Source organism: Nonomuraea sp. NPDC049309, from assembly GCF_043196965.1.
In the GTDB taxonomy this organism is placed as follows: Bacteria; Actinomycetota; Actinomycetes; order Streptosporangiales; family Streptosporangiaceae; genus Nonomuraea; species Nonomuraea fastidiosa.
In genome coordinates, this window is the sequence record NZ_JBICSH010000004.1 from 1 (window position 1) to 11,426 (window position 11,426).

The window sequence follows — 11,426 nt, forward strand, 5'->3', positions numbered from 1 at the left end:
CTGCACTCGGGAGGGTGTGGGAGAGTAGGTCACCGCCGGACAATTTTTGAGAGAGGGGTTCTGGCACCTGTTGTGGGTGTCAGGGCCCCTCTTTTGCATGCCCGGAGTCATGTGCTTCCCCGGAGTCATGTTGTTGTCGGCGCTGTGGGGCGTCTTATTGCTCGCTGAAGATGAGTTCGCCGGCCTGTTGCGAAGGCTTTTGTCGGGCGCCGGTGGTGGCTTTTCGGGTGGCTCTGGAAGCGTCGCCTTGAATGAGGTGCCGGGGCTCCTTGGGTGGATTATTCGTGGGTTTTCCTAGGCCGAAGGGTTGTTCCCCTGTGCAGGCGTTGTCCTGGCGCTCGGAGCAGGGTTTCCGCGGTCGGAAGAGCAGGGGCGCCGGAGGTGGCTTCGCGGGCTTTCCGGAGGGCTCTGGCGGACGTCGTCGGGGCGCGCCGCGTTGCCCGGGACGTACGGACCGCTGCGGGAGGTCAGTAGGGTTGAGGGGTGGATTATCGTGCGGTAGAACGCGCGATCATGGATCGTGGCGTCGAGTGGGATTTCGAGCCGACGCTCGATCGGATCGCGGCCCTTCTTGACCTGCTCGGCTCGCCGCAGCGGGCGTACCCCGTCATACACATCGCCGGCACCAACGGCAAGACGAGCACGGCGCGGCTGACCGAGGCGCTGCTGCGGGAGCGCAACCTGAGGGTGGGGCGGTTCACCAGCCCGCATCTGGTGTCGATGCGCGAGCGGATCACGGTGGACGGCGAACCGCTGAGCGAAGAGCGCTTCGCGCAGGTTTACGAGGAGATCATCCCGTACGTCGAGCTGGCCGACACGCAAGGCCGGCGGATCCAGTTCTTCGAACTGCTGACGGCGATGGCGTTCGCGGCGTTCGCGGACACCCCCGTCGACGTCGCGGTGATCGAGACCGGCATGGGCGGCTCGTGGGACGCGACGAACGTGGTGGACGGATCGGTGTCCGTCATCACGCCCATATCGCTGGATCACACCGACCGGCTCGGGCCCGACATCCCCAGCATCGCGGCGGAGAAGGCCGGCATCATCAAGCGGGGGCAGACGGCGGTGCTCGCACAGCAGGAGCTGGCGGCGGCCGAGGTGCTGATGCGCAAGGTGGCCGAGGTCGGCGCGGTGGTGGCGCGCGAGGGTCTGGAGTTCGGGGTCATGAGCCGCGAGGTGGCGATCGGCGGGCAGCTGATCACGTTCCGCGGGCTCAAGGGCGTCTACGACGACGTCTACCTGCCGCTGTACGGCGCTCATCAGGCGAGCAACGCCTCGTGCGCGCTGGCCGCGGTGGAGGCGCTGACCGGCGGCGACGAGCAGCTCGACGTCGATCTGGTACGCCAGGCGTTCGCGACGGCGTCCTCGCCGGGACGGATGGAGGTGGTGCGGCGCTCGCCCACGGTGGTGATCGACGCGGCGCACAACCCCGGAGGCATGCAGGCGACGCTCGACGGCCTGCATGAGGCGTTCGACTTCGCCAAGGTGATCGGCGTGGTCGGCGTGATGCGCGACAAGGACGTCGAGGCGCTGCTCGAACTGCTGGAGCCGGTGCTCGACGAGGTCGTGCTCACGCGCAACTCCTCGCCCAGGTCGATGCCCGTGGCGGAGCTGGCCGCGCTGGCCGAGCCGATCTTCGGCGACGACCGCATCCACGTCGTCGAACGCCTCGACGACGCCATCGACCAGGCCATCGGCATCGCGGACGCCGAGGGCGAGTTCAGCGGCACGGGCGTGTTCATCACCGGGTCCGTCGTCACGGCCGGCGACGCGCGGCTGCTCCTCAAAGCGGACGGAACACCATGAAGTTCGACGTCACTCCAGGCATGCGCAGGCTCGGCGGCACCGTGCTCGGCATGGAGGCCATCGTCGCCGCGCTCGTCACGCCGGTGGCGATCAACAGCGGGGTGGCGACCGGGCTCGCCGTGACCGTCGGCATCGGGCTCGCCGTGCTGTGCGTGGTCATCGCGGGCCTGCTCAAGCGGCCGTTCGGGTACATCGCCGGGACCGTCGTGCAGGTGCTCGCGATCTGCACGGGGTTCCTCGTGCCGACGATGTTCTTCCTCGGTGCGATCTTCGCCGCGCTGTGGATAACGGCGATTATCGTCGCTCGCCGTGTCGAGGGCGCTACTTCCCGCTAAAGTCGGCCACTATGGCCGTCCCCCCAAGTACGCGGCCGCCGCTTCAGGCGCGCCCTAGCCGATCGTGGTCGCTCGACATCCTGCTCGGGCTCCTCATCGTGATCTCGCTGCCTCTGGCGGTGGTCGCGGTGCCGAACACGCTCTCCGTCGTCGCCGGGCTGCTGCCCGCCGACCTCGCCGGAGCCGGGCTCATGCGCACGCACGGGCTCGCGCTGCCCGCGCTGATGCCGGCGGTGCCGCTCGCGGCCGCGCTGACGCGGCGGGTGCCCGCGGCGCCGCTGCTGGTCGGCGCGCTGGCGCTGGTCGCCGTGTCCGACGCGGCGGGCGGCTACGCGGCGTCGGAACTGGTCGTCGGCGTGGTGCGGGTGCTGCGCGGCCTCGGCTCCGGCGCCGTGCTCGCGGTCACGCTCATCGCCGTCTGGGACCGGGCGGCGGTGCTGCGCGGGCTGTGGGCCGGCATGTTCGCGCTGAGCCTGCTCACGGCGCAGGCGCTCGCGCTGTGGCCGCTCGACGAGGTGACGAGCTGGCGGGTGACGCTGCAGCCGTACCCGATGGTCACGGGCATCGCGCTGGGCCTCGCGGCCGTGCACCTGGTCGTGTGGATGGTGGCCGGGCGGCCGGCCGGGGAGTCGTTCGAGCGGGGCGAGCTGAAGCGGCTGCTGCTGCTCCTGGGGCCGGTGGCGGTGGTCGCCGCGGCCGCCGTCAGCACGGCGAGCGCCGGTTGGCGGTCAGGGGCGGTGGTGCTGATCGCGGCGCTCGCGGTGGCCGGCCTGCTGGGGCTCGCCTCCGTCGGCGGCGCGCGCCGGCGGGTGATGGCGTACGCGATGGTGGCGGTCGGCGTGGTGCTGCTGCCGAGCGCCGCCCAGGTCACGATGGCCGAGATGGGCGGGCTCGGCGGTCCCGGGCTGCGCGGCCTGTGGGTGCCGTACACGGTGGCCGGAGTGCTCGCGATCGCGGCCGCGGTGGCGGTGCGGCTGCTCGCACGCGGCGGCGGGCGCTGGCTCGCGCCGCTGGGCCTGCTCGCCATGGTGGTCGGGCTCTGCTCGGTCCGGCTCGTGGTCCCCTCGGCCGACGGGATGGTGCTGACGGTCCCGTTCACTCTGCTCGCCGTGGGGGCGGCGGTCGCGATCACGGCGGGGCTGCAGGAGGTCGGCATCGGCGCGGCCGCGTACGGGCTGACGCTGTGCTGCACGGGCGTGCTGGCGGGGTTCCTGCTCGGCGCGGGCGTGCAGATGGCGATGCTGGAGGGCGTGCGGTCGCCGCAGGAGCTGGTCGACGGCTACATGGGGGCGCTGCACTGGTGGGCGCTGATCAGCGGGTTCCTGATGGTGGCGATCATCGCGCTGGCCGCGTTGACGGCGCGGCGCGGTAAGGATCCCGCGGTGCCCGAGAGGCCCTGTGCGGGGCCGTCCGGGCCCACCGACGTGCTGCTCGTCTCCGCGCCCGCCGATGACCGGCCGGCCGCCGAGACGCAGGGCGGGGCCGAGGCCGTCGTGAGGTGGGGGTCGTTGAGCCAGGGTGGCAGGCCCGCGCCCTCGGTGCCTCCTCCAGGGCAGTCGCCGGAGGACGCGGGGCCCGGGAGCGGATGAGGACGAAAACGGGGCAGGGCGCGTCACGGTAAGCTGAGTGCCCTGCTACGGCGGCGCGTGGGCGCGTGCCCCGCGACGCGACCTCGCGGCCAGGCCGGTGCCCGCGGCCGCGATCACACCCATGTTCGAAGGAGAACCCCACGTGTCCGAGCGCACTCTTGTCCTGATCAAGCCCGACGGGGTTAAGCGCGGCCTCATCGGTGACGTGATCGCCCGTGTGGAGCGCAAGGGCCTCAAGGTCGTGGCGATGGACCTGCGCACCCTCGACGCCGAAACCGCCAAGGCGCACTACGCCGAGCACGCCGAGAAGCCGTTCTTCGGCGAGCTGGTCGAGTTCATCACCTCGGGGCCGCTGGTCGCCATGGTCCTCGAGGGGCCGCGGGCCATCGAGTCCTTCCGCGCGCTGGCCGGCGCCACCGACCCGGTCAAGGCCGCCCCCGGCACGATCCGCGGTGACCACGCACTCGAGATCGGTGAGAACGTCGTTCACGGCTCCGACTCGCCGGAGTCGGCCGCCAGGGAGATCAAGATCTTCTTCCCCGACCGGTTCTGAGCGATCCGCTTCGGTGAGCCCGCGCAGCCTCGGCTGCGCGGGCTTTTTTGTCGGTGGGACGGCGTAGTGTTCCGGCGTCGCGGGCACCGGGTGCGGGTGGCCGGGACCGCTGTGGTCGATGTGGTGGATCGTTCCCGTCAGCTAACGGATGTTGTGGTGCAATCCGGGCAAAGCTGCGGTTGGGGTAGGGGCTGGAGATTTTTGACAGGCGCGATGGCTCATTGCGCGCATCGGTGGGTACGTCACGTTACGATTCGAATTCATTCCGTAGTCACTCGCGAACGACGTTACGGAGGGCTCCGTTCCCCATGGGCAGCAAGCTCGCGTTCCTCGGCCGTGACATGGCGGTCGACCTGGGCACCGCCAACACGTTGGTCTACGTGCGTGGCCGCGGCATCGTGCTCAACGAGCCGTCAGTCGTCGCGATCAACACGGCTACCGGCAAGATCGTGGCGGTCGGCATCGAGGCGAAGAGGATGATCGGCCGCACGCCTGGCAACATCGTCGCGGTCCGCCCGCTCAAAGACGGCGTGATCGCCGATTTCGACGTCACCGAACGGATGTTGCGCTACTTCATCCAGCGGGTGCACCGCAGACGCCATTTCGCCAAGCCGCGCATCATCATCGCCGTGCCGAGCGGCATCACCAGCGTGGAGCAGCGGGCGGTGAAGGAGGCCGGCTACCAGGCGGGGGCGAGGAAGGTCTACATCGTCGAGGAGCCCATGGCCGCGGCCATCGGAGCCGGGCTGCCCGTCCACGAGCCCACCGGCAACATGGTGGTCGACATCGGCGGCGGCACCACCGAGGTGGCGATCATCTCGATGGGCGGCGTGGTCACCAGCCAGTCGATCAGGATCGGCGGTGACGAGCTCGACCAGGCGGTGATCGCGTTCGCGAAGAAGGAATACTCGCTGATGCTGGGCGAGCGCACCGCCGAAGAGATCAAGATCGCCATCGGCTCCGCCTGCCCGATCGGTGAGGAGTCGCACGCCGAGGTGCGCGGGCGCGACCTGGTCAGCGGGCTGCCCAAGACCGTCATCGTGTCGAGCGAAGAGATCAGGAAGGCCACCGAGGAGCCGGTCAACGCGATCGTCGACGCGGTCAAGACCACGCTCGACAAGTGCCCGCCCGAGCTGTCCGGCGACATCATGGACCGCGGCATCGCGCTGACCGGCGGCGGGGCGCTGCTCAAGGGGCTCGACGAGCGGGTCAAGGCCGAGACCGGCATGCCGGTCCACCTCGTCGACAACGCGCTCGACTCGGTGGCCATCGGCTCCGGCAAGTGCGCGGAAGAGTTCGAGGCGCTCCAGCAGGTCCTGGTGCCGGAGTCGCGACACTGATGAGAGACTCACGCCGTGCCAGGCTCACCCTGGGAGTGCTGCTCGCGGCCGCACTCGTCATCCTGACCGTCGACCACCGTACGGGTGACAGCTCGCCGCTGCGCCCGCTGCGCGCGGCCGGCGCCTACCTGTTCGGCACGGCGGAGCAGTTCAGCAGCGTGGTGGTGCAGCCCGTCGGCGCGTTCCTGCACGCGCTCGTCACCGCACCGGCCGCGCAGGAGCGCATCGAGGCGCTCCAGGAGGAGAACGCGAAGCTGCGGGCCGGGCTGCTGGCGGGCAAGCTCGACGCCGACCGGTCCAAGGAGCTGAAGAAGATGCTCGGGCTGGCCGGCATCGGGGGTTACAAGACGGTCCCCGCCAACGTCATCGCCAGGCGCGGGCTGCCCGGGTTCGAGGACGCCGTGCAGATCGACGTGGGCACCGGCGACGGCGTGCGCCCGGAGATGACCGTCATCAACGGCGACGGGCTGGTGGGGCGGGTGCTTCAGGCGTCCTCGCACACCTCGACGGTGGCGCTGATCAGCGATCCCGCCTCGTCCGTCGGGGCGCGGCTGGAAGGCGGCAAGGAGATCGGCGTCGTGCACGGCGTGGGCGAGCACGGGCGGCTGGTGCAGTTCCGGCTGCTCGACTCGACGGCGCCGCTGAGCAGGGGCGGGCGCATCGTCAGCTTCGGGTCGCAGAACTGGCGGCCGTACGTGCCCGGAGTGCCGATCGGGGTGATCGAGCGGGTGGAGTCCACGCCGGGCGAGCTCACCCGCATCGCCTACGCGCGTCCCTACGCGGATCTGACGGCGCTCGACGTGGTGGGCGTGGTGGTGGAGGCGCCTAAGCGCGACCCGCGCGACGCGGTGCTGCCTTCGAAGGAGGCGACGCGATGAGGCGTCGCGGAGGGGCCGGAGCGGTGAGGCGCTGGGGAAGGTGCGCCGGGGTGAGGCGGCTCGGAGGCGGCGGCGGTGCGGTGAGGCGCTGGGGAAGGTACGGCGGGATGAGGTGCCTCGCAGGCGGCGATGCGATGAGCCGCGCCGAAGGAGACCGAGCTTTGAGGCGTGCCGAAGGGGATCGTGCTTTGAGGCGTGCCGAAGGGGATCGTGCTTTGAGGTGTGCCGAAGGGCGCGGTGAGCTGAGGCGCCTCCGAAGAGGTGCGACAGGGCGACGGGTGAGCGGTTGCGGAAAGGGGGCGTGGTGATCGGCGGGTTCTCTGTGGTGCTGGCGCTGCTGGCGCAGGTCATGCTGGTCAACCGGATGGCGCTGCCCGGCGGCGGCGCGCCCGATCTGGTGCTGCTCGCCGTCATCGGCATCTCCCTGACCAGAGGGGCGGCGCCGGGGGCCGTGCTCGGGTTCTGCACCGGCCTGCTCGTCGACGTCATGCCGCCCACCGCGCATCTCGTGGGCCAATACGCGTTCGTGCTGGCGCTCGTCGGCTATGTCGCCGGGCGCGGCGCGGGCGGGCCCGTCACCACCGTCGTGCTGTGCGTACTGATGGCCCCGCTGCTCGCGGCGGCCGTGGGCGGCCTGATCTCCGACCCGCGCGTATCGCTGGCCACCCTCACCGAGCAGGTGCCGGTCACGATCGTCTACACGCTGCTGGTCTCGCCGATCGTGATCTGGCTGACGACGAGGGGCAGACACGCGAGGTTCTCGACATGACCAGGATGCGGGCGCGGCTGCTGGTGCTGCACGTCATCGTGGTGACGCTGCTGGTCGTGCTGGCCATGCGGCTCTGGCAGGTGCAGGTCGTGCGCGGGCAGGAGTTCGTGACGCGGGCGACCGAGACCAGGACGCGGACGGTCATCGTGCCGGCCGTGCGCGGGCAGATCCTCGACGCCAAAGGACGCCCCCTGGTGCGCAACAAGACCGCGCTCGTCGTCTCCGTCGACCGTAACCAGCTGCTGCGGATGAAGGACCGCGGCATCGGCGTGCTGCGCAAGCTGTCGCAGGTGCTCGGCAAACCGGTCGCCGACCTGCAGCAGCGCATCACGCCCTGCGGGCCCGGGGTGGGCAAGCCGTGCTGGGCGGGGTCTCCGTACCAGCCGGTCCCGCTGGACGAGAAGGTCGACACCCGCGAGGCACTGCAGATCCTGGAGCGCCAGGAGGAGTTCCCCGGGGTGACGGCGGAGATCCACTCCGTGCGGCAGTACCCGCTGGGGCGGTCCGGGGCGCAGATGCTCGGCTACCTGCAGCCCGTCACCGAAGCCGAGCTCCAAAAGCGCGAAGGGCTCAAGGCCAGCTTCTCCGGGGTCGATCTGGTGGGGCGCGACGGACTCGAATACGTCTACGACGACGCGCTGCGCGGCAAGGCCGGCTGGCGCAGGGTCCAGGTCGACCGCATGGGCAAGGCGCTCGGCGTCGAGGAGCAGGTCACGCCCGTCCCCGGCGACCACCTGGTGACCAGCATCGACGCGCGGGTGCAGGCGGTCGTGGAGAAGGCGCTCGACCGGGCCATGAAGTCGGCGCCCGCGGCCGACGGCGGGGCGGCCGTCGTGCTCGACGCCCGGACCGCGCGGGTGGTGGCGCTGGCCAGCGCGCCCAGCTACGACCCGGAGATCTGGGCGGGCGGCATCTCAGCGCGCGGCTATCAGTGGCTGATGTCGGAGAAGTCGGGCAAGCCGCTCGTGTCGCGGGCGATCAACGGGCAGTTCGCGCCCGGCTCCACGTTCAAGATCACCTCGGTCGCGGCGATGCTGCGGGCCGGCTACCCGCTCAACGGTCAGTACGGCTGCCCCGGCTCGGTCAACGTGGGCGGGCGGGCGTTCAACAACTTCCGCGGCATCCCGCTGGGCACGCTCAGCCTGCACATGGCGCTGGTGAAGTCGTGCGACACGATCTTCTACAAGGCGGCGTACGAGCAGTACCTCAAGGACGGCGGGCGCTATCCGAAGAAGAAGCCGAAGGAGATCTTCGCGAACACCGCGCGGGCGTTCGGCTTCGGCGAGCCGACCGGGGTGGACCTGCCGGGCGAGTCGTCCGGGCGGATCCCCGACCGGGCCTGGAAGAAGGCCATGTGGCAGAGCACCAGCGCCACCAACTGCGAGCGGTCGCGCAAGGGGTACCCGGAGGTCAAGGACAAGGCGCGGGCCGAGTTCCTCAAGCGGCTGGCGCTGGAGAACTGCACCGAGGGCTTCCTGCTGCGGCCTGGTGACTCGGCCAACTTCTCCATCGGCCAGGGCGACGTGCTCGTCACGCCGATGCAGCTCGCGCGTGCATACGCGGCGCTGGTGAGCGACGGCAAGCTGCGCAGCCCGCGCATCGGGTGGGCGCAGGTGCGGCCCGACGGCAAGGTCGTGCGGACCATCCCGGTGCCGGTCGTCGGCAAGCTGCCGCTGAGCGAGAAGGAGCGGCGCTACATCAAGAACGCGCTCAGCCACGTCGCCGAGGACGGCACCGCGGCGGGGGCCTTCGCCGGGTTCCCGATGAACAAGGTGCGCGTGGGCGGCAAGACCGGTACGGCGGAGGTCTGGGGCAAGAAGGACACCTCGTGGTTCGCGTCGTTCGCGCCCACGAACAATCCTCAGTACGTCGTCGTCGTGATGGTGTCCCAAGGAGGCATGGGCGCCGAAACGGCCGCACCGGCCGCCAGGGAGATCTACGAGGGCATCTACGGGATCAAGCGCAAGCCGGCGGTGCCGGGCGGGCGGCTGACGACCCGGCTGCCGCGGTTCTCCCCCGACGGAACGGTGGCCGGAGGATGAGCGGGCTCGTCCTGGGCGGTGGTCCGGGGATGGGTGGGCTCGTCCTGGGCGGTGGTCCGGGGATGGGTGGGCTCGTCCCCGTCGGTGATCTGGGGATGAGGGGGCACGTCGAAACCCGTCACCTGGGCCGAGGCGGATCCGGTGCCGGTGGTGGTCGCGGCGTGGGCGGGCTCAGGGCCCTGAGCGGCCTTCGCCGGAGCGGGTTCGGCGCCGGTTGCAAGCGGGGCGTGCGCGGGTGCGGGGGCCTCGGGGGTGGGGGCGTGGCCGGTGCCGGAGTGGCGGGTGGCGGCCGGAGCGGGCTTGGGGCCCTCTGTGCCTGCAACGGGCTCAGGTCCCCGCGTGGTCGCCACGGGCTCGTTTCCCCACGTGGTTGCCACGAACTCGGGTCCCTGCGTGATCGCCATGGGCTCGGGGTCTTGGGTGGTCGTTGCCGGCTCGAGGGGCCGCGTGGTCGTCGCGGGCTGCTCGGGGGTGTGTGTGGTCGCCGGGTGAGCGCGGATTCGGCCGATGCCGGATGCGGTCGCTGCCGGTTCGGGGCCGGGGCTGGGCTGAGGGCGGGTGGCGGCGCGGGTGATCGTCGTCGAGGGCTGAACGGGGTCAGCGAGCTGGACGGGAGGGGTGTGCGGTGAACGCGCGTACGGTGGCGATCCGGCGGCCGTCCCTCCTGCGGCGGATGGCGCGCGAGAACTCGGTCGTGCGCAGGCTCGACGGGCCGATGCTGGTCGCCGTGCTGGGGCTGTCGGTGATCGGCACGCTGCTGGTGTGGTCATCGACCAGGACCTGGGCGCCGGGGTCCACGGGGCTGGTCAAGAAGCACATACTCAACGAGACCATCGGCCTGGTGCTGTGCGGCCTCGTGGCGATGATCGACCATCGGGCGATGCGGGCGTACGCGCCTTTGGTGTTCCTGCTGTCGCTGGTCGGGCTCGGGCTGGTGCTGACACCGCTGGGCGCGACGATCAACGGGTCGCACTCGTGGATCCTGCTGGGCGGCGGGTTCGCCGTTCAGCCGTCGGAGTTCGCGAAGGTGGGGCTGCTGCTCATCATCGCGATGCTGCTGGCGCAACCCGCCGAGGGCAGTGACCGGCCGCGCGGGCTGGATGTGGTGCTGGCGCTCATCGCCGCCGGCATCACGATGGGCATGGTCATGCTCCAGCCCGACCTGGGCACGGCGATGGTGCTCGCGGTCATCACGGCGTCCGGGCTGGTCATCTCCGGAGTGCGCAAACGGATCATCGCGCTGTTGATGCTGGCGGCCGGGGCCGCGGTGTTCTCGGTGTTCTACTTCCAGATGCTGGAGCCGTACCAGGTGGCGCGGTTCACGGCGTTCGTCGATCCGAACGTGGACCCGCGCGGAGTCGGCTACAACAGCACTCAATCCTTGATCGCGATCGGGTCGGGGCAGCTGCTGGGCAAGGGGCTGCTCGGCGGCGGCCAGACGACCGGGCGGTTCGTGCCCGAGCAGCACACCGACTTCATCTTCACGGTGGCGGGGGAGGAGTTCGGATTCCTCGGGTCGGTGACGGTGGTGATACTGCTCGGCGTGGTGCTGCTGCGCGGGCTGAAGATCGCCAGGCATTGCGAGGACCGGTTCGGAACGCTGGTGGCGGGCACGATCGTGTGCTGGTTCGCGTTCCAGTCGTTCATCAACGTGGGGATGACGATCGGGATCATGCCGATCACCGGTCTGCCGCTGCCGTTCGTCTCCTACGGCGGTACGGCCACCTTCGCCAACCTCATCGCGATCGGGTTGCTGCAGGCCATCAAGATCCGGAGGCAGTCGTTCGATTAGCGCCCGGCTGGTCGTCCGATCCAGTGCCTGGCCGGTCTTTCCGTCAGTGTCCGGCTGGTCGTTCGGTCGGTGTCCGGCTGGTTGTTCGGTCAGTGCGCGGCTGGTCGTCCGGTCAGTGCGGTTGGTCGGTCAGTGGCCGGCCGATCATTCGAGTAGTGCCGGCGGGCCGGTGATCGGTGCCCGGTCGGCTGTGCGATCAGTGCGCCTGCCGGAGCCCGGTGTTCTCCCGGGTCCGTTGCTCGTGACGTGTCCGCCGGGTGCGCCTGTCGTGGCGGTTGACCGTTCGCCGGTCGGGCTCGTGGCCGTCCATCGGTGTGCCGGT

At 70.6% G+C, this 11,426-nt stretch carries 9 protein-coding genes; all 9 read left to right on the plus strand.

Translation table 11 applies throughout. The features are described from left to right. The first annotated feature begins 513 nt into the window (after positions 1-513). The 9 genes from ACGFIM_RS25165 (at position 514) to rodA (ending at position 11,104) form a co-directional block, all read left to right on the plus strand. On the plus strand, positions 514-1,806 hold the full coding sequence (locus ACGFIM_RS25165; protein ID WP_393204198.1) for a bifunctional folylpolyglutamate synthase/dihydrofolate synthase: 1,293 nt from the start codon (positions 514-516) through the stop codon (positions 1,804-1,806). Continuing rightward, positions 1,803-2,141, plus strand: a complete 339-nt coding sequence (locus ACGFIM_RS25170) for a DUF4233 domain-containing protein (RefSeq protein ID WP_393204200.1) — start codon at positions 1,803-1,805, stop codon at positions 2,139-2,141. The genes ACGFIM_RS25165 and ACGFIM_RS25170 overlap by 4 nt, the downstream gene beginning before the upstream one ends. An 11-nt stretch (positions 2,142-2,152) precedes the next feature. Next, positions 2,153-3,730, plus strand: coding sequence for a hypothetical protein (locus ACGFIM_RS25175; RefSeq protein ID WP_393204202.1), 1,578 nt, complete (start codon positions 2,153-2,155; stop codon positions 3,728-3,730). 121 nt (positions 3,731-3,851) lie between these two features. Next, positions 3,852-4,283 (plus strand): nucleoside-diphosphate kinase, encoded by a 432-nt coding sequence (gene ndk / locus ACGFIM_RS25180; RefSeq protein ID WP_393204204.1) that lies wholly within the window; start codon positions 3,852-3,854, stop codon positions 4,281-4,283. Positions 4,284-4,591: 308 nt separating this feature from the next. Then, a complete protein-coding gene (locus ACGFIM_RS25185) occupies positions 4,592-5,623 on the plus strand; it encodes a rod shape-determining protein (RefSeq protein ID WP_393204206.1) in 1,032 nt (343 codons plus the stop codon). Beyond that, the gene (gene mreC, locus ACGFIM_RS25190) at positions 5,623-6,501 is read left to right on the plus strand and encodes a rod shape-determining protein MreC (protein ID WP_393204208.1); all 879 of its coding nucleotides are present in this window, start codon (positions 5,623-5,625) and stop codon (positions 6,499-6,501) included. The genes ACGFIM_RS25185 and mreC overlap by 1 nt, the downstream gene beginning before the upstream one ends. Before the next feature lie 304 nt (positions 6,502-6,805). Next, positions 6,806-7,270 carry a rod shape-determining protein MreD gene (gene mreD, locus ACGFIM_RS25195; protein ID WP_393204210.1) on the plus strand — a complete coding sequence of 155 codons (465 nt, stop codon included), beginning with the start codon at positions 6,806-6,808 and terminating at the stop codon, positions 7,268-7,270. After that, positions 7,267-9,312, plus strand: a complete 2,046-nt coding sequence (mrdA, locus tag ACGFIM_RS25200; RefSeq protein ID WP_393204212.1) for a penicillin-binding protein 2 — start codon at positions 7,267-7,269, stop codon at positions 9,310-9,312. The genes mreD and mrdA overlap by 4 nt, the downstream gene beginning before the upstream one ends. Positions 9,313-9,937: 625 nt before the next feature. Then, positions 9,938-11,104: a rod shape-determining protein RodA gene (gene rodA / locus ACGFIM_RS25205; RefSeq protein ID WP_393204214.1), complete on the plus strand. Its 1,167-nt coding sequence runs from the start codon at positions 9,938-9,940 to the stop codon at positions 11,102-11,104. The last annotated feature ends 322 nt before the right edge of the window (positions 11,105-11,426 follow it).